Annotated in this window: 15 protein-coding genes; 8 read left to right on the top strand and 7 right to left on the bottom strand. The window is 73.8% G+C overall.

Annotated elements, in window-relative coordinates; translation table 11 throughout:
* Nucleotides 1-18: 18 nt before the first annotated feature.
* From ACIBP6_RS31795 to ACIBP6_RS31780, 4 genes are read left to right on the top strand one after another with little or no spacing between them, the layout of a single operon-like run.
* On the top strand, nt 19-1,545 hold the full coding sequence (locus ACIBP6_RS31795) for an ABC transporter substrate-binding protein (protein WP_397057529.1): 1,527 nt from the start codon (nt 19-21) through the stop codon (nt 1,543-1,545).
* Nucleotides 1,545-2,498 (top strand): ABC transporter permease, encoded by a 954-nt coding sequence (locus ACIBP6_RS31790; protein WP_397057528.1) that lies wholly within the window; start codon nt 1,545-1,547, stop codon nt 2,496-2,498. The genes ACIBP6_RS31795 and ACIBP6_RS31790 overlap by 1 nt, the downstream gene beginning before the upstream one ends.
* Entirely contained in the window at nt 2,485-4,746 is a 2,262-nt protein-coding gene (locus ACIBP6_RS31785) for an ATP-binding cassette domain-containing protein (protein WP_397057527.1), read from the top strand. The genes ACIBP6_RS31790 and ACIBP6_RS31785 overlap by 14 nt, the downstream gene beginning before the upstream one ends.
* Complete coding sequence (locus ACIBP6_RS31780) at nt 4,736-7,216, top strand: methyltransferase (protein WP_397057526.1); 2,481 nt, start codon at nt 4,736-4,738, stop codon at nt 7,214-7,216. The genes ACIBP6_RS31785 and ACIBP6_RS31780 overlap by 11 nt, the downstream gene beginning before the upstream one ends.
* Nucleotides 7,217-7,253: 37 nt before the next feature.
* On the opposite strand, the gene ACIBP6_RS31775 is transcribed toward ACIBP6_RS31780, so the two are convergent.
* The 6 genes from ACIBP6_RS31775 to ACIBP6_RS31750 form a co-directional block, all read right to left on the bottom strand.
* Nucleotides 7,254-8,183, bottom strand: coding sequence for an NAD(P)/FAD-dependent oxidoreductase (locus ACIBP6_RS31775; RefSeq protein WP_397057525.1), 930 nt, complete (start codon nt 8,181-8,183; stop codon nt 7,254-7,256).
* Nucleotides 8,180-8,938, bottom strand: a complete 759-nt coding sequence (locus ACIBP6_RS31770) for a class I SAM-dependent methyltransferase (protein WP_397057524.1) — start codon at nt 8,936-8,938, stop codon at nt 8,180-8,182. The genes ACIBP6_RS31775 and ACIBP6_RS31770 overlap by 4 nt, the downstream gene beginning before the upstream one ends.
* A 17-nt stretch (nt 8,939-8,955) precedes the next feature.
* Complete coding sequence (locus ACIBP6_RS31765; protein WP_397057523.1) at nt 8,956-10,023, bottom strand: saccharopine dehydrogenase NADP-binding domain-containing protein; 1,068 nt, start codon at nt 10,021-10,023, stop codon at nt 8,956-8,958.
* Nucleotides 10,020-12,014, bottom strand: a complete 1,995-nt coding sequence (locus ACIBP6_RS31760; RefSeq protein ID WP_397057522.1) for a phosphopantetheine-binding protein — start codon at nt 12,012-12,014, stop codon at nt 10,020-10,022. Before ACIBP6_RS31760 ends, ACIBP6_RS31765 begins: the two co-directional genes overlap by 4 nt.
* Nucleotides 12,015-12,084: 70 nt before the next feature.
* Nucleotides 12,085-12,741, bottom strand: coding sequence for a 4'-phosphopantetheinyl transferase (locus ACIBP6_RS31755; RefSeq protein WP_397057521.1), 657 nt, complete (start codon nt 12,739-12,741; stop codon nt 12,085-12,087).
* Between the two features lie 69 nt (nt 12,742-12,810).
* Nucleotides 12,811-14,703: a DUF5107 domain-containing protein gene (locus ACIBP6_RS31750; RefSeq protein ID WP_397057520.1), complete on the bottom strand. Its 1,893-nt coding sequence runs from the start codon at nt 14,701-14,703 to the stop codon at nt 12,811-12,813.
* A 233-nt stretch (nt 14,704-14,936) separates the two neighbouring features.
* On the opposite strand from ACIBP6_RS31750, the gene ACIBP6_RS31745 reads away from it, so the two are divergent.
* Nucleotides 14,937-15,506: a dihydrofolate reductase family protein gene (locus ACIBP6_RS31745; RefSeq protein WP_397057519.1), complete on the top strand. Its 570-nt coding sequence runs from the start codon at nt 14,937-14,939 to the stop codon at nt 15,504-15,506.
* A gap of 2 nt (nt 15,507-15,508) precedes the next feature.
* On the opposite strand, the gene ACIBP6_RS31740 is transcribed toward ACIBP6_RS31745, so the two are convergent.
* Nucleotides 15,509-15,850, bottom strand: a complete 342-nt coding sequence (locus ACIBP6_RS31740) for a dihydrofolate reductase family protein (RefSeq protein WP_397057518.1) — start codon at nt 15,848-15,850, stop codon at nt 15,509-15,511.
* Nucleotides 15,851-16,085: 235 nt separating this feature from the next.
* Here ACIBP6_RS31740 and ACIBP6_RS31735 point away from each other — a divergent pair, with 235 nt between their 5' ends.
* The 3 genes from ACIBP6_RS31735 to ACIBP6_RS31725 all read left to right on the top strand — a co-directional run bounded on the left by ACIBP6_RS31735 (nt 16,086) and on the right by ACIBP6_RS31725 (nt 20,197).
* A complete protein-coding gene (locus tag ACIBP6_RS31735; RefSeq protein WP_397057517.1) occupies nt 16,086-17,678 on the top strand; it encodes an endonuclease/exonuclease/phosphatase family protein in 1,593 nt (530 codons plus the stop codon).
* Between the two features lie 327 nt (nt 17,679-18,005).
* Complete coding sequence (locus ACIBP6_RS31730; RefSeq protein WP_397057516.1) at nt 18,006-19,559, top strand: sensor histidine kinase; 1,554 nt, start codon at nt 18,006-18,008, stop codon at nt 19,557-19,559.
* On the top strand, nt 19,550-20,197 hold the full coding sequence (locus ACIBP6_RS31725) for a response regulator transcription factor (protein WP_397057515.1): 648 nt from the start codon (nt 19,550-19,552) through the stop codon (nt 20,195-20,197). Before ACIBP6_RS31730 ends, ACIBP6_RS31725 begins: the two co-directional genes overlap by 10 nt.
* Nucleotides 20,198-20,343 lie beyond the last annotated feature (146 nt).

Below are 20,343 nucleotides of genomic sequence, written 5' to 3'. Positions count from 1 at the left end.
AGAAACGGAAACGCCTTGATGATCTCCCTGCCCGCGCGCCTCGGCGCCCTCGCCCTCGGTCTGGCGCTGGTGACGGCCGGATGCGGCGCCGATGCCGGCGGCTCCGCGGCACCCACGGGCCAGACCGTCCAGACGCTGCGGTACGTCGCGGTCGGCGCTCCCGCCACCGCCATCTACGACCCGCACGGCGGTGTCGGCAACCAGTCCGACCTGACCCGCTTCGCCCTGATGTACGACGTCCTGGCGACGTCCCGGCCGGACGGCACCATGGAGCCTCGACTGGCCACCGCCTTCGAACCCGACGACAAGCTCACGACCTGGACGATCCGGCTGCGCCAAGGCGTGACCTTCACCGACGGCCGGCCGGTGCGGGCGGCGGACGTGCTGTTCTCGCTGCGCCGCATCGCCGGCAAGGCCGCCGAGAACTTCGGCCGGATGCAGATGTTCGACATGGACGCCTCCCGCGTGGTCGACGATCACACCCTCGAACTCGTCACCGTGCAGCCGTACGCCGAGGTGCCGCAGGCTCTGGCGTGGTTCACGTTCGTGATCCCCGACGGCACCACCGCCTTCGACCGGCCGGTGGTCGGCTCGGGCCCGTACCGGATGACCGGCGGCAACGCCCAGCACGCCGTGCTCGAACGCAACGACCGGTGGTGGGGCGAGCGGCCGCCGACGCCGCGGATAGAGCTCATGGCCGTGCCCGATCCGCAGGCCCGCGCCCAAGCGGTGATCTCCGGTCAGGCCGATGTGGCGAGCAGCGTCAGCCCGGCCACCGTCCGGCAGGTCTCGGAGGACCCGAACCTGAAGGTCGTGCATCGCCCGGCCGTCACCATGTACCCGTTCGTCATGCGGCTGGACCGGGAGCCGTTCGACGATGCCCGCGTGCGGGAGGCGATCAAACTCGCGACCGACCGCCAGGAACTGCTGGACAAGGTGTTGCTCGGGTACGGGAAGATCGGCAACGACCTGCTGACCCCGGCAGACCCCTCCAGCCCGGCCGGCGTGCCACAGCGGCCGAGGGACGTCGCCCGCGCCAAGGAGCTGCTCAAGCAGGCCGGCCACGCCGACGGGCTGACCCTGGAGCTGGCCACCACAACCTCCTACCCGGGGATGGACACCGCCGCGACCCTGTTCGCCCGACAGCTCGGCGAGGCCGGCATCACGGTGCGGGTGACCACCGCGCCGCCGGACACCTACTGGACGAAGGTGTTCGCGCAGAGCGACTTCTACACCGGGTTCTTCGGCGGCATCCCGTTCACCGACGTCGCCCGCGTCTCCCTGCTCGGCGACTCCCCCACCAACGAGACCGCGTGGCAGCGCCCGGATTGGGACACCGCCTACGACGAGGCGATGGCGACCGAGGACGACGCGCGGCGGCGGGAGAACCTAGGAGAGCTCCAGCGCGAACTGCGCGAAGAGGGCGGGTACGTGGTGTGGGGCGTCGGTGACGGGCTCGACCTCACCTCGTCGCGCGTCTCCGGCCTGCCTGACGGCCCCGGGTTCGACCTGGCCTTCATCGAGCGGGTCCGGCTGGACGGGTGATGACGCGTGTCGTCGGCGTGGCGGTCGCGCGGGCGCTGGTCCTGCTCGTCGTGGTGTCGGTGCTGGTGTTCTGCGCGACGGAGCTGCTGCCCTCGGACGCGGCCCAGAGCCGTACCGGGGGCCGGGCCGGCGCCGAACAGCTCGCGCAGCTGCGTGAGGAACTCGGGCTGCACCTTCCCGCCTGGCAGCGCTACCTGTCGTGGCTGGCGGGGCTGTGCCGCGGCGAGGCGGGCACCTCGCTCGTCACCGACCGGCCGGTCACCCAGATCGTCGCCGAACGGCTGCCCGCCACGCTCACCCTGGCCGGCTGCGCGCTGGCGGTGGCCGTCCCACTGACCCTGCTGCTCGCCTGGCTGGTCGGCACGGCCTCGCCGCGATGGCGAGGGCCGTTCACGGCGCTGGTGACGGGGGTGGCCGCGGTCCCGCAGGTGGTGTTCGCCACCGGCCTGGTGGTCCTGTTCGCGGTGGTGCTGGGCTGGTTTCCGCCGGTGTCGCTGCTGCCCGTCGCGGGCGCGTCGCCGTTCGACGCGGAGCGGTTGATGCTCCCTTCGCTGGCGCTCGCGGTGCCGGCCGCCGCGTTCGGCGCGGGGCTGCTCGGCGGGGCGGTCGCCGACACCGGGCGCCGGCCGCACGTGCGGGACGCGGTGGCGCGCGGGCTGCCGCGCCACCGGGTGGCCCTGCGGCATGTGGCGCCCTTCCTGCTGGCTCCCGCCGTCCGGGTCCTCGCCATGACGGCGGGAGCCCTGGTCGCGGCGACGGCCGTGATCGAGATGATGTTCGGCTACGCCGGGCTGGGGGAACTTCTGGTCAGCTCGATCGGCACCCGCGACACCCCCGTCGTGCAGGCCGTGGCGATGCTGGCGGCCGTGGTCGTGCTCGCCGGGTCGGCGCTCGCCGACGTGCTGAGCGCGCTGTCCGATCCCGACCGGGGAGGCGTCCGTGCGCCGGCGTAGCGTGGCGGCCGCGGGGATGGCCGCGGTGGCCGTGGCCGCGGCGGTGTGCGGCGGTGCGCTCGCGCCGCATGATCCGGCCGCGTCGATCGGCATGCCGTGGGCACCGCCCGCTGCGCAGTGGCCGCTCGGCACCGACGTGGCCGGACGCGACGTGCTGTCGCGGCTGCTGGCGGGTGGTCGTGACCTCACCCTGACCGCGCTGGCCGCGGCCGCGGCGGCCGGCCTCGCGGGCGTGGCCGGTGGACTGGCCGCCGGATGGGCCGGCGGCCGGACCGGGCGGTGGCTGACGGCGCTCGCCGACCTGCTGCTGGCCTCGCCGTTCATGCTGACGGCGCTGGTGCTCGCCGTCGCCCTGCCCGCGCCCGCCGCGGTGATCGCGGGCACGGTGTGCGGCGGGGCCCCGCTTGGCCTGCGGATGGTACGCGACCTGGTACGGCAGGCCCGCCGCACGGGTTACGCCGAGGCGGCCCGCTGCCGGGGTGAGACGGCCGTCGCGATCCTCGGGCGCGAGATCCTGCCGTCGGTGGCCGGGCTGGCCTCGGCCGACGTGGTGCTCCGTTTCGTCCTGGCGTTACAGCTCGCCGCCGCCTTCGGCATGCTCGGTCTGGGCCCGCAGCCTCCCGCGCCCGACTGGGGGACGATGCTCCGGGAGAACCTGGCGGGTGCGGCGCTCAACCCCGCGGCCCTGGTGGCCCCGGCAGCCGCGCTCACCGTGCTCGCCCTGGCGGCCATGCTGCTGTCAGCCGCCCTCGGCGCCCGGCCCGGCGCACGCACCCTGCCCCGCCCAGGACCGGACGCCGTACGCACCGGTGGGGACGCCGTGCTGGAGGTCGTGGGGCTCACCGTGGCCGACGACCGCGGGCGGCAGATCGTCACAGGGGCCGGCCTGCGCGCCGGGCCCGGCGAGGTCATCGCGATCGTGGGCCCTTCCGGCAGCGGCAAGACCACGATGGTCCGGGCCGCGCTCGACATCCTCGAACCCGGGCTGCACAGGACAGGTGGCGTCGTCACCTGGCGCGGAAGCCCGGTGCGCCCCGGCCGGGACGCGCGACGGTGGCGCCTGGCGCATGTCGGCCTGCTCGACCAGGATCCCGTCGGATCCCTGAACCCGCTGCTCGGCCTCGGCGCGCTGGTCGGTGAGGGCCACCGCCGCTCGTCGGCCATGGTGCGGGACATGCTGACCGGGCTCGGCCTGGACGCCGACCGGCTGTGGCACCGACGCCCCCACCGGTTGTCGGGCGGCCAGGCCCAGCGGGTGGCGCTCGCCCGCGCCCTGCTCGGCGAACCGGGCCTGCTGGTGCTGGACGAGCCCACCAGCGGACTCGACCCCGGCGCGCTCGACCTGGTCGTCCAGGCGATCGAACGCCGGCGGGGCGACGGCCGGTCGGTGACCCTCGTGATCTCTCACGACGAGGAGTTCGTGACCCGCGTCGCCAACCGCGTCCTGACCATCGGCGCGCCGGACACCGCGGCCCCCGGCACCGCTCCCTCGACCATCGGCGCGCCGGGCCCCGCTCCCGTGGCTGCTCATCCCCGCCGGGATGAGCAGCCCCTGCTCCAGGTGCGGGTGCTGCGGCTGGCCCAGGGGGGCGAGACGTTGCTGGCAGGCGCCGGGCTGACCCTGTGGCCGGGCGAGCTCGTGGCGGTTCTCGGGGCGTCCGGCGCCGGGAAGAGCGCACTGCTGCGGGCGCTGACCGGCCTGCTGCCTCCCGAGGCGGGCGAGCTGTGGTTGCGCGGGCGTCCGCTCGCCTGGCCGCTGGACCGGCGGCCCCGGGAGGCATTGCGCGACGTGCAACTCGTCGGCCAGGATCCGGCCGGCGCGCTCAATCCCGCCCACCGCGTGGCGTCGGCGCTCGCCCGGCCGGCGCGTGTCCTGGGCGGGCTCTCCCGAACCCGGGCGTACGCCGCGGTCCCGGGATTGCTCCAGCAGGTCGGGCTGGACCCCTCGCTGGCCGCGCGCAGGCCCGGGGAGCTGTCCGGCGGGCAGCTGCAGCGGGTGGCGCTCGCCCGCGCGCTGGCCGCCGGCCCCGCCGTGCTGCTCGCCGACGAGATCACCTCCGCGCTGGACGACGTCACCGCCGCCGGGCTGCTGCGCCTGCTGGCACGCCTGCGCGCCGACGGCCTGGCCGTGCTGCTGGTCACGCACGACCGCAAGGTCGCGGCCCGCGCCGATCGGGTGCTGCGCCTGGCGGACCACCGGCTGTCCCACGATCCCATCGGAACGGAGAACCACACCCGTGCACCCTGATCCTGCATCCCCGCTCGTCGAAGCGGCCAGAACGCTGATCGCCCACCCCTGGATCGGCGACGCCCGGCCGGGCCCCGACGGCTCCCTGCACGTCCGCCCCGCCCAGGCCGCGCTGGCTGTACGGCCCACCGGCGGCCTCGTCACCGAGTACCTGGAGCACTGGGGCGAGGTCTACGACTGGACGTACACACAGGACGACGTCGGGCACGTCCCCGACCTGGACCTGTCCGGCTGGCGCGCGTCCGACACCGGCCGCCCGCTGCCGGTCGCGCACATGCGCGAGTGGATCGCTCACACCGTCGATCTGGTGCTCGGCACCGGTCCGCGCTGGATCCTGGAGCTCGGCTGCGGCACCGGGCTGCTGATGCACCGCCTGCTCGATCACGTCGACGGATACGTGGGCACCGATGTCTCGACCGCCGCGGTCGCCGCCCTCCGCGCCCGCGCGCGCCCCGGAACCGCCATCGTGCCCGCGGCGGCCCACGAGGCGACGGCGCCCGAGGTCCGCGCCGCGCTGAGGGAGGTCGGCGCGCCCGACGGCCGTCCCGACTGCGTGCTGCTGAACTCCGTCACCCAGTGCTTCCCGGGTGTGGACTACCTGAGGTCCGTGCTGGCGGACGCGATCGGGCTGGTCGCGCCGGGCGGCTCGGTGATCGTCGGCGACGTCCGCGACTCCCGGCTGCTGGACGCCTACGCCCTGTGGGTGGAGCGGGCGGCCGACCCTTCGGCCGATGGCGCCGAGCTCTCGCGGCGGGCCGCGGACCGCGCCGCCCGTGACGAGGAGTTGTTGTTCGACCCGCCCCTGCTGGCCCGGCTGGCCGCGGACGTCGCCGGGGAGAGCGGTCGTACGGTCCGGCTGAGCGTGCATCCCAAGACCATGACGGACGACACCGAGCTCACCCGCTACCGCTTCGACGCGGTGCTCCGTGTGGACGCCGACCCGCCGCCGGTGGCGAAGAGGGTCGCGTGGGCGTCCCTTCCCGGCGACGACCGCCTGGGCACGCTCACGGCCCTGCTGTCCGGTGAGCCGGTGCACGTCCATGGCATTCCCAACGCCGTGCCCGCGCCCGATCGCGAGGGGGCGGTGGCGCCGTCCCACCTGCGCGCGGCCGCCGGGCCCCGGGCCGCCGTGGTGGCCGACCCCCGCGACCCGGCGATGCTGAGCGTGGTCAGCCCGGCGGGCGCGGCGGCCGAACCGGTGGCAGGGATCTCAGGGGGGACGGCGCACGACCCGTTCGCCTCGTTCACCCGCCGCAGACTCCAGGAGATCTCCCGCGCCCTCCTGCGCCGTTCATCGCTTCCCCACCGCGACCTGCGCATCGTGGTCGAGACCGACACACCGGACGACACGGATGTACGGCGACGCGCCACCGAGCGAGCGGCCGAGGCGGTCGCGGACGTGGACGCCGCGCGGCTGCCGGTATTCCTGGACCGGCTGGACCAGGCGGCGCTGCTGGCGATGGCGTGCACCTTGCGTCCCACCGGGTTGACCAGGGGCGGGGCCACCGCCGACGAGATCGCGGCCACGCTGAAGGCTGCCGAGCGGCATCGGTGGATCCTGCGCCGCTGGCTCGAAGCGCTCACGCGGGAAGGGTGGCTGGCCCGTGACGCGGAGGGCCGCTTCCACGGGTTGCGGAAGGTGCGCAGGGACGAGGTCGTCGCGGCCGGTCGAGGCATGGAGTCCGACGGCGCCGCGATCGGCTATCCGGCGGAGACGACCAGGTTCCTGCTGGCGGCCATGAGCCGGCTGCCCGAGCTGCTGCGTGACGAGGTGCCGGTGCAGGCGCTGCTGTTCGCCGGCGACGACCCGGGCACGGCGGATGGGGCGTACCGGGAGAACACCGTCAACCGCTACCTCAACGCCGCTGTCGGGGAGACGTTGCGATGGGCGGCCGAACGCGGTGCCGGGCCGCTGCGGGTGCTGGAGCTGGGCGCGGGGGTCGGTGGCACGACCGTGGACGCGCTGGGGGCACTGACCGGCAAGGACGTCGACTACCTGTTCACCGACGTGTCGCAGTATTTCCTGTCGCTCGGCCGTGAGCGCTTCGGTGAACGCCCAGGGGTGCGCTTCGCCCTTTTCGACATCAACACGGCCGGCCACGACGTACCGCCGGGATCACAGGATGTGCTGTTGTCGGCGAACGTGTTGCACAACGCCCGCCACGTGCGGGACGTGGTCGCCCGGCTCGGCCGGTTGCTGGCGCCGGGCGGTCTGTTCGTCTTCGTGGAGACCTGCCGGGAGATGGCCGCCATCTTGACCTCGATGCAGTTCCTCATGTCGCCACGCACCGGCGAGACCCGGCTGGACCCCGGCGACCCGCGGAACGCCGAGGACCGGGTGTTCCTCACCCGGGAGGAATGGCTGAACGTGCTGGCAGGCGCCGGGCTGCGCCCGTTGTTCACCCTTCCGGGCGACGATCACCCTCTCGCCACCACCGGGCTGCACCTGTTCGCAGCCCGCAAGGGCTGAGCCGCGGGTGGCCGGATCGCTCCGGCCACCCGCCCGGTCAGGACGGAACCAGGCCGAGGTCGGAGCGGAACAGGTCGCCGTCCATCCACACCGCGGCACGCACCCCGTCGGCGGCGCCCAGCGAGACCAGCGTGGGGGCGTCCGGGACGGCCGGCAGTTTGGCGGTGTCGCCGGCCGCCGCCACGCCCGGCACCGTGGTCTCCTGCAACTCGTTCACCCGGACGGTGCCGTCGGCGTTGAGCTCGCAGCCCAGCTCGGCGGCGAGCGCCGAGTGCTGCCGGGTGGGCGCCCGGTGGTAGAGGTCCTGACGGGTCAGCGCGCTGCCGTCGGCGAAGTGCAGCTCCAGCGCTCCCGGCTCGCCGGCCACCCGGGTGATGGGCGTCTCGATCACCCGGACGCGCTTCTCGGCAAGCTTGGCGGCGATCAAGGAGGGCAGTTCCAGCGGGCCATTCGTGCACAGGACGACGTCATCGCTGAACCGGTCGGCGACGTACAGCGCGAGCGTGGTCTCCGCCGGGATCCGGGTGATCACGGCCAGGGACCTGTCGCGGGTCTCCCAGCCGTGGCAGAACGGGCAGTGGTAGACACCGCGCCCGAACCGCTCCCCCAGCCCTTCGATCGGGTACGGCTCGTCCACCTGCCCGGTGGCCAGCACCAGCCGCCGGGCCCGCTCCACCGCACCGCCGTCGAGCTCGACCTCGAAGTCGTCCTTCTTGCCCCGGGCCGACAGCACGGAGCCTTGCCTGATCTCCACCGAAGGGTAGGTCACCAGCTCCGATCGGCCCAGCTCCAGCAGCCGCGCGGGCGGGAACCCGTCGCGGCTCAGGTACATGTGCATCTCGGCGGCCGGCGCGTTGCGCACCTTGCCCCCGTCGACCAGCAGCACCCGCCGGCGCTGCCGTCCGAAGACCAGCGCGGCGCTCAGGCCCGCGGGGCCGCCGCCCACCACGATCACGTCGTACTTCATGTCGTCCTTCCTGGGTCGGGGCGCCTCCATGCCTGGACGCCCTCGGGTGCGGCCGGGTGGCGCTCAAGGCCGGCGGCCGACAATTCGGCGGCCAGCGTGTCGTCCGAGACGACGTGGCAGTCGAACTCGGCACTCTCCTCGCGGACGACCTCGTCCCCGCGCAGGGTCCGGTAGGTCGTGACCCAGCGCAGCAGGTCCTCGCCTGCCACGTCGGCCCGCGAGAGCGTCTCGTAGCGATACCGTCCCAGGCGGCGTCCTGGCACCAGACTGGGCGGGACGGCGGTCGCCGTCTGCGGATACTGCGACTCCATCAGCAGTACTCCGCCCGGCCGCAGCGCCTCGGCCCACTTCTTCCACAGGCAGGCACGGTCGGCGGGAGCGAAATGCATGACCAGGTTGAACAGCACCACGCCGTCCAGCGGCGCGTCCACCTGCGCGGTCAGGGCGTCCTCCGGCAGCACGGTGACCCGCTCGGCCGCCGCCGGCAGCCCGGCCAGCCGCGTCACCAGCGCGGCACGCATGATCCTGGCCGGCTCGATCGCGAAGATCTCGGCGTCCGGCCCGAGCCGGGCCAGCAACGCCTCGGTGAAGTGGCCCGTGCCGGGGCCGATCTCGGCGACCGCCCCAGCCTTCTCCGGCAACAGATCCAGGGCGGCGACCAGCGCCTCCCGCGCCGCCTCAGGGGAGATCAGGTCGTAGTACGGGGCGTTGACGGCGTAGCCGTGCCCTTGTTCGGCGCGTTCGGCTTCTGTCATGTTCCCTTCCACAGGGGCTAGAGGATCTCGGCCTGCGTCACCAGCGGGTCACCGGACAGCCGGGCGAACACGCCGGCCGGGTCCAGGCATTCGGCGGCCGACCGGGCGCCCGGTTTCACCCGGCCGCCCAGCACCTCTCCGGTGGCGATGGCCGCGACGACACCGCTCAACGCATAGGAGTCCGGCGTGCGCAGGAGCAGCCGGCGGGGAGCCGTGCCCGCTCCGGGAGCGGGCACGGTCTGGAAGAGCAGCGTGTAGTAGGGGCCGGTGGCGGCGAGGTCGGCCTCGGCCGCCGCCACGACCGCGGGGACGTGGTCCTCGACCGGCCCGCCGTCCGCCCAGGCCGCGGCCAGCGCGTGCGGGATGGCGTCGGTGACGTAGACCGTGTAGTTGCGCACCTCCGTGACGTCCAGCTCGGCGGCGAGCCTGGCGAACTCGGCCGACAGGAACGGCCACGCGTGCACTCGCCCGCGGAAACCGGGCAGCGTCACGTCGTGCAGCGGGGCCAGGGCGCCCGGCACTACGCGGCCGTCGCGCCAAGCCGCCAACGCGGTGCCGAAGCGGAGGCCGCGGGTCAGCAGCGCGTCCACGGCCGACAGTTCGCTGATGCGGGCGGCGCCGCCCACGTAACCGTCCAGCCTGGCCAGGGGCCCGGTGGCCAGCAGGCGGGGCAGCAGCCCCGACAGCCCCGGCATCAGCCCGGCCGAGAACACCGCCGCCCGCTCGCCCAGCTCCGGTGGCGCGGCGGACTCCAGGGCCTCGACGGCCGACAGATCCCCGGCCGCGTCGACGTAGTCGGCCCCGGCCGCCACCGCGGCCCGGGCCACGGTGTCGAGCACCTGGTAGGACGGCCCGGCGCAGTTGACCACGACCTGGCAGCCGGCGCAGAAGTCGCGAAGCAGGCGGGGATCGCGCAGGTTCACGCGTACGGGCGCGGCCGCTCCCTGCGTCGCCCGGCAGACGGCCGTCACCCGGTCCAGGTCGCGCCCGCCGACGCGCAGCTCACCGAGCCCGTAGCGGGCCAGCCGGTCCACGGCCACCCGGCCCACGGTTCCCGCGCCGCCGAGGACGCCGATCACCGTCATCGCCGGGCGTCCGCCTGCCGGGCCCGTACCGCCGCGGCCACCCCCGCCACCGTGGGCGCGTTGAGGAACTCGCGGACGCTGGGCGCGCCGCCCACCTCCTTGGCCAGCCGGGCCAGGGCGCGGACCACCAGCAGCGAGTCACCGCCGAGGGCGAAGAAGCCCGCGGCCCGGTCGAGCACCGGAACGCCCAGGATCTCCTCCCAGATCGCGCAGATCCGCTGTTCAAGCTCGTCGACCGGCGGCCCGTCCTCGTGTGCGGCGTCGTGCTCCGGCAGCCGGTCCAGCGACAGGCCGCTCATGCCTTCCCGAGCCGCCTCGGCGGGCAGGTCGACGACCCGGTCCCAGCCGGGCCCGTCGGCCAGCGTCTCGACGAGCGTCAGCAGATCGGCGAAGGCGGCGTCCACCTGCTCGGTGTGGAAGAGCTCCGCCACCAGCGAGAAGACGAGCACCAGCTCGTCGCGCATCTCGTAGAAGCGAGCCTCCAGCGCCACCTGCGGCGTGCGGAGCTGATGGTGGAAGTCCTCGAAGTCCAGATCGCCCAGCGGCCCGGCCGATTCGGCCTGCGCCCCGATCGCCGCGTCCATGCCGAGGGTGCTCTGGAAGACCACGGGGGCGACCGGCCGGGTGGTTCCGCGCCGGCGGGCCAGCTCCCGCGACACCTCGACGCCCGAGACCAGGTTGTGCGCCGTGTACTCGGTGAAGGTCCGCTGCACCTCCCCCGCCAGATCGGCGAACGTGTGGCCCTGCCCGAGCTCCACCGGAAGCAGCATCGTGGTGGCGAAAGCGCCGATGACGCGGTGGATGTCGGGGTGCAGCGGCAATCTGTTGAGCTGCAGGGAGTTGAGCAGCATCCGCCGGTGACCGGCCCACCGAGCGAGCACTACGCCGAACGCGGTCAGCATGGCGGCCGACGGCGTGACACCCCGGGCGGCGCAGTGGCCGCGCAGAGCGGCCCACCGGTCCGCCGCGAGGTGGTTCTCCAGGGTCTCCATGGTGGTGGCTCGCACGTCCCGCGGATCGGCGCGCAACGGCAGCGCGGGCGGGCCGGGCACGTCACCGAGTCGCGCCCACCACCAGTCCCGGTCGTCGGCGTACGGCTCGCTGTCACGCAGCCGGCCGAGCGAGGTCACGTAGTCGCCGAAGTCGACGTCCAGCGGAGCGAGGACGGCGTTCCAGTCGGCGGCCAGGGTGAGCAGCTCGCGGTTGAGCAACGTCGCCGACCAGCCGTCCATGACGAGCAGGCTCTCGCCCGTGTGCAACCGCCCGCGCCCTTCCGGCAGGAGGCTGAGCCGGATGTCCAGGCCAGGCCCGTCGAGCGGGTTCGGCCCGGTGGTGCGCATCTCGTGCCGGACGGCCAGCAGATGCGCACGCACCTCCTGCGGGCCCGCTTCGCGCAGGTCGTACACCCGGGGCCGTGGGATCGCGCCCGGCATGTCGGGAGCCAGGACATATTGCTCTCCCTGCGGCGTGATCCTGGCCCGCAACATCGGCTGGTGCAGGGCCAGCCGCGCCAGCGCGTCCTCCAACGCCTCCGCGGCCTCCTCGCCGTCCAGGCCGGCGAGCCCGAAGTCCGCGTAGAAGTGCGCCGACTCGTACGACAGCTCCCAGCCGTCGTGCTGCCCGACGAAGTACCCCTGCTGGAGCGGCATCAGCGGGAACGGCGCCGACGGGTCGGCACGGCGTTCGATCTCCACCGGCAGTGCGCGTGCCGCTTCGTTCCCCGCGGTCCTGCGCCGCCTGACCGCGTCCGCGAGCCGGGCCAAGGTGATCTCCACCGTCACGTCCGCCAGCGCCAGCTCCACCGCCATCCGCTTGCGGACCATCGCCGCCATGCGCACGGCCAGGACCGAGTCACCGCCCAGCCGCAGGAAGGCGGCGTCGGCCGGGATCGTCTCGGGGTCCAGGTCGAGCAGCTCACCCCAGATCCGGCTCAGCTCAGCCTCAACCGTGGAGGTGTCATGGGGACCATGGGGGCTTCGGGCAAAGGTCATCGCCATCTCCGATCCAACGGGCCATCGCTGCCCCGTCAGAATAAGTGCAAAATGATAACCATTTCTACACCTATCGGGACGGTCTCTCACTGGTGCCGACGGCTATCGCCGTCAGGACGAGCCCCTCACGCACCAGCCAGCGGCCCGTGAACCCGGTGACGACGCCCCCGGGCGCCAGGACCGCGGTGAACGTCCGCCGCCGCGGGTCCACGGTCAGGCAGGCGTCGGAGAAGTCCAGCCAGCGGCCGGTCAGCGGGAACCACGCCTTGTAAACCGACTCCTTGGCGCTGAACAACAGCCGGTCCCAGCACACCTCCGGCTCGCCGGCGGCCAGCCGGTCGATCCACGCCCGCTCCGCCGGATCGGACACCGCATCGAGAACGCCCGGCGGGAGCGGTTCATGGGGCTCGGCGTCCACGCCGATCGTCCACAGGTCGGCGGCACGCGCGACGGCGCAGACCCGGTACCCGTCACAGTGGCTCATGCTGCCGACGACGCCCGGCGGCCAGACGGGCGCGCCGCGCGCCCCACGCAGGATCGGCACCGGCGGCACGCCCAGCCTGCGCAGCGCGGCCCTGGCGCAGGCGCGCACGGTGGCGAACTCGCTGCGCCGCCGGGCCACCGCCCCGGAGACCAGCGCCTCCTCCTCGGGGAACAGCCACGCGTCGGCCACGTCACCGAACGCCTCCACCGCCACCACCGTGCCGGGGAGGAGCTCCTCGATCACGCGCCACCCGCCCGCGCGTGGTGTGGCACGCGCACCGGTGGCCGAGCAGATTCCACGTGATTCCTTTTCTCAGCGCATGCGGAAGTCGTACGTCGCGGGCAGGGGGTGCTCGCGCCGGACCTGGTCGGGATCGGTGTCCGGGTGGCGTAGCTCCTGGTAGCGGAACCAGAGCTCGTCCAGGGAGCCCTCCCCCTCGCGCAGGTTGTGCACCGTGATGCCCTGCTCGATGCGTGCTCCTGCCCGGTCCAGGTCGCCCGCCGCGAGGGCGGCCTCGGCCTCGATCATCTGGATCAGCCCGAGCGCCCGGTCGTCGGGCCGCAGCCGGTCGATCAGGGCCAGCGCCTCGGCGGCGCGGCCGTCGGCCAGCAGGGCGCGCAGGGTCTCGACGGTGAGCGCGACGACGGCCGGCGCCAGTGCGTGCGCCTCCACCAGCAGGTCGGCGCCCGATCCCGAACCCGCCAGCCGGGCGCTCTCCGCCAGGCAGCGCAGGGCCCAGGGCGTACGGCGGTGCTCCAGGGACTCCCGCCACGCCCGCTCGGCCCCCTCCCGGTCGCCGTCGGCGTACCGGACCAGGCCCAGGTGGTAGCGGGCGTGCCAGTCCGCCGGGTGCCGTTCGAGAAGGTCGCGCCAGGGACCGTCAGCGACGGGGGCGGCGGGCGGGTCGCACTCGGGCAGCCGCCCGGTCTCCAGGAGCTCCCGCCACGGGCGCTGCTCGTCGCCGATCTCGCCGAAGTCCAGCTCCGGCAGGGCGTCTGCGACCTCCAGCGCGCCCCACCCCGACCCCCGGCTCAGCACCTCCGGCGCGCGCGAAGGGCCGGACGGAAGGAGCGCTTCCCGTGGGATCAGCCGGTCGACCGCTGCCGTGGCGGCGCGGACGGCCTTGTCCCACGGCCCGTGGGCCGCCTCGGGGTCCACCTCCAGCAGGCCGTAGGCCTCCACCCAGCTCCACGTCGCGCCGCCCGGGATCGGCACGTGCTCCAGCTGCGTCCTGGCCAGCCCCGCCTGGATCTCCAGATAGCGGGACGAGGGGCCGCTCAGCCACTCCTGCCAGCGGCGGCCGCCCGATCCGGTCCCCCAGTGGAACAGCTTGCGGCCGCGCAACCGGTCGGTCGAGACCTGGACGAGCCCGCTGCCCGAGGAGTCGACGGCGGCGATCCACCCCCGCTCACCCGCCGGGATCTCGAAGAAGTAGTCCGCCGCCTTCGTCGCCGTGTCGGTGTAGCTGCGGTCGCGCCCGTCGCGCATCGGGAAGTCCTCCGGCCGGAGCACGGCGGTGTAGTCGTAGTGGTAGGCCCGGGTGGCCGGCGCCAGCACCCGCACCCCGGCCGCTTCCGGGACGGCGATGTTCGACCACCAGTAGGCGGGCACCGGCTCCGGGGCCAGGTTGTGCAGGGTGACCTCGACGAACATGACCGGCGACTCCGCGGGCAGCCAGGCGTCGATCCGCACCACCAGCCGCCGCATCCGCTCGAACTCGTACATGCGGAGCATCGGCGTCCCGTCGGCCCGCGTGAGCCGTACGGCGTGCAGGGGCGAGCAGGTCAGCGGCCAGTGGCCGGTCGCGCCGACGTTCCACTCCACGCCGCCGGCCAGCCACGCGTCGCGCAGCGCCAGGTTCGCCGGCTGCAGGATCGGGTTGCGGTGCAGCAGCTCCCGGCCCGACGGGCGGTGGACGAGCGACCAGAGCCGCCCGCCGTACGCGGGCAGGAAGGTCGCGGTCAGCACCTCGTTCTCCAGCACCACCACCGGCAGGTCCCGCTCGGTGCGCGTGCGGCTGTAGCCGTCCTGCGCCGTGTACGGCAGCAGCGAGTACGGCTGGCCGTACGCGATCTGTGCCGTCATTTCCGCATCGGCACCGGCCACCCCGCGCCTGGCCCGGGTGCCGCGCAGGAGCGGCAGCGGACTGGCGGCGGGCGGGTCGGCGGCGGGCAGACGCATCGTTCCGGTACGCACAACAGACATGGCCGGTCCTCCACGGAGAAGAGGGCTATTTGCCGCTTCTCCGCCGATCATGCCCTAAGCGACCATCTGACCGACATATCACCACTGTTCGGGATTCGGCGTCACCATCAAGCGGTCGAGCAGGTCACCTCGCGTGCCGGCCGTCTGGAGATTTCTCCGTGCGGGCTGTCGATCCTGGCCCCCTCCGCTCGACGCGTCAGTGCAAGCAAGCCTCGCAACCCCCAGGAGATGTGATGAGCACCGTGGTCATGCACAACGTCGTGTCGGTGGACGGCTACATCGCCGACGAGCGGGATCAGGTCGGCCCGCTGTTCGACTGGTACGTCAACGGCGACGTCCCGCTCGGCCAGGGAAAGGTGTCGCGGGCCTCCGCCGAGTACGTCCAGCCGATGTGGGACAAGGTCGGGGCGATGGTGATCGGGCGCCACCTGTTCGACATGACCAACGGCTGGGCGGGCAGGCCGCCGACGGGCGAGCACGTCGTCGTGGTGTCGCACCGCCCCAAGCCCGAAGGGTGGCACCCGGAGGCGTCGTACCACTTCGTCGACGACGTGGCGGGGGCGGTCGCGAAGGCCAAGGAGCTCGCCGGTGAGCGCGACGTCGCGGTGGCTGCGGGCGACGTCGGCGGGCAGGCGTTCGCGCTCGGCCTGGTGGACGAGGTGGCGATGGACGTCGTGCCGGTCGTCTTCGGCTCGGGCAAGCGGTACTTCGGATCCGTCGACGCCCAGCACCTGCTGGAGGACCCGCACGTGGTGGTCCAGGGCGACCGGGTGCTGCACCTGCTCTTCCGGGCCCGCCGCTAGGGTCAGCCCCGGACGGCCGGCTGTGAGCGCACGCGGAAACGCAGGTGGGTGGCGTTGGGCGTGGGGACGCCCTCGACGAGGTCCAGGTGGATGTGCGGGCCGCCGGACTGCTCGTACAGCCGGGTGCCGCTGCCGAACAGGACGGGCACCACATGGATCCACAGCTCGTCGACGTGGCCGGCCTGCAGCAGCTGCCGGCCCACCTCGACCCCGCTCACCCCGATGTTCCTGCCGTCCGCCGCGGCCTTGGCCTGCCGCACCGCGCTGTCGAGGCCGTGGTTGACGAAGGTGTAGACGCCGTCGGCGGGCGGCGGGGGCGACTGCCGGTGCGTGAGCACGTACACCGGCAGCCGGTGCTCGCCCGTGGGGCCGGCGGACCGGCTTCGGCGGGCTCGCTCAGTCTCCGCCGAGGGCAGCGCCAGGAGTACTCAGAGCGACACGGTAGCCGTCGCGCGACAGGTCGTACAGATCGCCGTGCGTTCGCGTCGTGGTCGGTGTCCCGTCACCCGCGGCCACGCCGTAGTCCACCGCAGGATGCTTGGGTTTGTGGCTGTGCGACGAAACGGAATGAGGAAGTGGATGTCCGGGCTCGCGGCCGGCTCGATCGCCGTCCTCCTCGGAGTGATGACACCCGCGGCGTACGCCGGCGACGAGAAGCGGGACGAGCCGGTCGAGCTGACCGTGATGACGTTCAACATCTGGACCGGCGGCGGCCGCGTCGACTTCGGCAAGGTGCCGGCCGCGATCGAGGCGGCGCACGCCGACGTCGTCGGCATGCAGGAGACGGACGCCAACCTCGGCCGGGTCGCCGAAGCTCTCGGCTGGGACCACGTGTACGAGCCGATGAGCATCATCAGCCGCTATCCGATCATCGTTCCGCGGCAGGGCGCGGACTTCGTCTACGTCGAGGTCTCGCCCGGCCGGGTGGTGGCCGTCAGCAACGTCCACCTGCAGGCCTACCCGTACGGTCCGTACGACCTGCGCGACGGCAGGAGCCTGTCCTCCGTGCTCGCGAACGAGAACACGATCCACATGAACGCGATGGCGGGCCGGTTCACGTCGTTGCCCGCCCTGGCCGAGGCCGGGGTGCCCGTCTTCCTGACCGGCGACTTCAACGTGCCCTCGCACCTGGACTGGACGGCGGAGGTCGCCGCCGCCACGCCCCGTCCGTACGACGTGGCGGTGGCATGGCCGGTGTCGAAGCGGCTCGGTGACCTCGGCTTCCGCGACAGCTACCGGGAGACTCGCCCCGACCCGATCGCCGACCCGGGCTACACGTGGACGCCCGGCTACCCGCCGCCGTCGATGCCCGCGGACGAGGTCCACGACCGCATCGACTTCGTGTACGCCACCGGCCCGTCGAAGACGCTCCGGAGCGACGTCGTCGGCGAGCAGCCCTCGCCCGTTCCCCTGCCCGGCGACTTCAACGGCCCGCACACCGACATCGCGGTCGACCCGTGGCCGTCCGACCACCGGGCGGTCGCCTCGACGTTCGAGGTGACGCCCGCGCCGCGGCCGGCGACGCTGACCTCCGCCGACACGACGGTGGTGCGGGGCGAGCGCCTGGAACTGGAGGGGTACGGCGCGCGGCAGGCCACCGACTGGGTCGGGCTCTTCCCGGCCGGCTACGAGCCGACCCAGCGCGACATCGCCTGCGTGTCATCGGGCCGGCCCGCGTGGTGCCGCCTGGCCGACTGGGCCTACCTCGCCTCCGGCACCCAGGAGCGGCCCGAGGATTTCTCCCGGGGCGGGACGGTCGCCTTCGACACCTCCGGCCTGGCGCCCGGCGAGTGGGCCGCGTGGCTGATGACCACCGGCCGCGACGCGACCATCGTGTCGGCGCCGTTCACCGTGCTCGACCCGGCGGCTCAGCCGTGGGTGAAGACGGACAAGACGTCGTACGCCTCTGGCGAACCGATCACCGTGACGCTCGGCAACGCCCCCGGCGGCGCGCTGGACTGGCTCGGGATCTACCCCGCCGCCGAGGCGCCGGACGGCAGCCCGGGATCGCTGCGCTGGACCTACGTCTCCGGTCTGGCCGGCGGCACCCTCGACGCCGGCTCACAGGGCACCACCTGGCCGCTGCCGCCCGGCGCGTACGCCGTGCATCTGCTGCTGGACGACGGCTACACCGTCGCGGCGACCGCGACGTTCACCGTCACCGCCCCGTAGGGCTCTTCCGTGAAGGTCGCGGATCGATGACCATGGATCTCGACTCGATCGGCGGCGCATCGAGGGAATCGACATGCCGGCCTGCGGGCCATCGTTCTCGACCCGCTGCGGGAGGCGGTGAACCGCGAGCCGGACGCTCCCGGCGTACGGGCCTGGCCGCGCGACCACGACGGTGACCTGAGCGGCGTCCCGTTCCGCGGCGCCTCCCGGCCCGGCTGCGCTGATCATCGCCGGGCCAGGTGTAGGGGGCCCGCGTAGTCTTGAGGCAGGCAGCTCTCCGAGAGAGGACGGTCGCTGATCGACGCCCTTGACCCGTACGCCCGGTCTTTGTGGATCGCCGCCGTGCTGGTGTCGATCGTCGCCGGAGTCGGCTTCGTCGTCGCGGGTCTGGTCGCGTGGCGGTCGCGGTCCGGCCGGCTCGGATTCCTGCTGGCGGCGGAGGGCGTGCTGTGGACGCTCTACCAGTTACCGCTGCCCGTTCCCCGCGAGGTCGCCGCGGTGACCGTGGGGGCCTGGCCGGCGCTGCTGGCCCACCTTGTCCTGGCTTTTCCCGGCGGCAGGCTGGGGAGCCGGGTGTCCCGGGCGGTGGTGGCCCTGGGTTACGTGTGCGTGGTGGTCATGGGCCTGCGGCAGCTCGCCGGGCCGCGGGCGAGCGAGGTGATCAGCGGCGTGGGGACGCCGGTGCTCGTGTTCGTCGGCGTGAGCGTGATCGTCCTGCAGGTGTTGCGGCTGCGCGGGAGCAGCGTGGCCCGGCGCCGCCTGCTGACACCGGTGCTGGTGGCCGCGGTGGTGGCGACGGCGCTGTTCGTGGTGTGGAAGCCGGTGGCGGTGGCGGGCGGTTCCGCTCCCGTGCTCGCCCTGGCCGTCCAGACGGCCTTCGCCGCGGTCGGGCTGGCGTTCCTCTGGAGCCTGGCGCGGCGGCGGATGGACAAGAGCGGGGTCGCCGGGCTGGTGGTGCGGCTGAGCGGGGAGCCGCACCCGGCCACGCTCCAGACCGCGCTGGCCGAGACGCTGCACGACCCGACGCTGCGGGTGGGGTACTGGGTGCCGGAGTCGAAGGGGTTCCTCGACGTCGACGGACGTCCCCTGGCGCCGGCGCCGGGTCAGGTGGTGACGCAGGTCGACAGGGACGGCCCGCTCGCCGTGCTCGCCCATGATCCGGCCCTGCTGGAGAACCCCGAGCTGATCCAGGCGGCGTGCGCCGCCGCGTCACTCGCCCTGGAGAACGAGCGCCTGACCGCCCAGCTGCGGGCGCGGCTGCGTCAGCTCGCCGACTCCCGCGCCCAGGTGGTGCGCGCCGCCGAGACGGAGCGCCGCCGGCTGGAGCGCGACCTGCACGACGGCGTCCAGCAGCGGTTGCTGGCGATCCCGCTGACGCTCAGCCTGGCCGAGGCCGCGCTGACGTCCGGGCCCGAGCGGGTGCGTCCGCTGATCGGCGAGGCCAGACAGACCGCCTTCGCCGCCCTCGACGAGGTACGCGCGCTCGCCCAGGGCATCCACCCGCCGATCCTCACCGAGCGCGGCCTGGTGGGCGCGGTGCACGAGCTGGCCGCCGTGGCGCCGGTGCCGGTGGCGGTCTCGTCCGACGTCCCCGGCGAGCTGCCGGTGGAGGTGGAGACCACCGCCTACTACGTGGTGGCGGAGGCGCTGGCGAACCTCGCCAAGCACGCTGCGGCCGATCAGGCGTCGGTCAGCATCAGCCGGGCCGGCGGACGGCTGTCGGTGGAGGTCAGCGACAACGGGCGCGGGGGAGCCGACCCCGGACGCGGGTCGGGCCTGCGCGGGCTCGCCGGGCGCGTCGAGACGAACGGCGGGAGCCTGCACGTGCACAGCCTGCCCGGTCAGGGCACCAGGATCGAGGCGACGCTGCCGTGCGCGTAGTGATCGCGGAGGACAACACGCTGCTGCGGGAGGGCCTCGCGCGGCTGCTCGGCGAGGCGGGGTTCGAGGTCGTCGCGACGGTGGAGGACGCGTCGGCGCTGCTGAAGGAGGTGGCGGCGCGGCGGCCGGACGTGGCGGTGGTGGACATCCGCCTGCCGCCCACGCGGACCGACGAGGGGTTGCGCGCCGCCCAGGAGATTCGCCGTGCCCACCCGTCCACGGGGGTCCTGGTCCTGTCGCAGTACGTACGCGTCAGCTACACGGTGGAGCTGCTCGGCGGCGGCGCCCGCGGGCTCGGTTACCTGCTCAAGGACCGGGTGTCGGACCTGGCCGAGTTCGCCGCGGCGGTACGCCAGGTCGGCAGGGGCGGCTCGGCGTTCGACCCGATCGTCGTGGACCAGCTCGTGGGGCGGCACGTGAACGAGGACGACTCCCTGCACACCCTGACCGACCGGGAACGGGCCGTGCTGGCGCTGATGGCGGAGGGCCGTACCAACCAGGCCATCGCCGAGCGGCTCGTCATCGCGGAACGCACCGTGGAGAAGCACTGCACCAGCATCTTCGCCAAGCTGGGCCTGCCCGCGCGGCCCGACGACCACCGGCGCGTGCTGGCCGTGCTGCGCTACCTGAACGCCTGAAGGTGCGGCCAGCCGCACCACCGGCATGCGGGTGGCACGCCCGCGGACGAGAGCCTGCTCGCTTCCGGCCACGTGACCGCGCCCGCAGACTCATCCGGTGAGAGCAGGCCGCCCCCGGCGGCCTCCCGTGATGAGAGGAAGCCTGC

The organism is Nonomuraea terrae, from assembly GCF_044465245.1.
Taxonomy (GTDB): Bacteria; Actinomycetota; Actinomycetes; order Streptosporangiales; family Streptosporangiaceae; genus Nonomuraea; species Nonomuraea terrae.
This window is presented reverse-complemented; position numbering and strand designations above follow the sequence as displayed.

Bases quoted from the DNA above. Each gene is read 5' to 3' on its own strand.
- ACIBP6_RS31765 (WP_397057523.1), bottom strand. From the start codon at position 10,023: ATGACGGTGATCGGCGTCCTCGGCGGCGCGGGAACCGTGGGCCGGGTG.
- ACIBP6_RS31795 (WP_397057529.1), top strand. From the start codon at position 19: ATGATCTCCCTGCCCGCGCGCCTCGGCGCCCTCGCCCTCGGTCTGGCG.
- ACIBP6_RS31770 (WP_397057524.1), bottom strand. From the start codon at position 8,938: ATGACAGAAGCCGAACGCGCCGAACAAGGGCACGGCTACGCCGTCAAC.
- ACIBP6_RS31750 (WP_397057520.1), bottom strand. From the start codon at position 14,703: ATGTCTGTTGTGCGTACCGGAACGATGCGTCTGCCCGCCGCCGACCCG.
- ACIBP6_RS31760 (WP_397057522.1), bottom strand. From the start codon at position 12,014: ATGACCTTTGCCCGAAGCCCCCATGGTCCCCATGACACCTCCACGGTT.
- ACIBP6_RS31745 (WP_397057519.1), top strand. From the start codon at position 14,937: ATGAGCACCGTGGTCATGCACAACGTCGTGTCGGTGGACGGCTACATC.
- ACIBP6_RS31735 (WP_397057517.1), top strand. From the start codon at position 16,086: ATGTCCGGGCTCGCGGCCGGCTCGATCGCCGTCCTCCTCGGAGTGATG.
- ACIBP6_RS31790 (WP_397057528.1), top strand. From the start codon at position 1,545: ATGACGCGTGTCGTCGGCGTGGCGGTCGCGCGGGCGCTGGTCCTGCTC.
- ACIBP6_RS31775 (WP_397057525.1), bottom strand. From the start codon at position 8,183: ATGAAGTACGACGTGATCGTGGTGGGCGGCGGCCCCGCGGGCCTGAGC.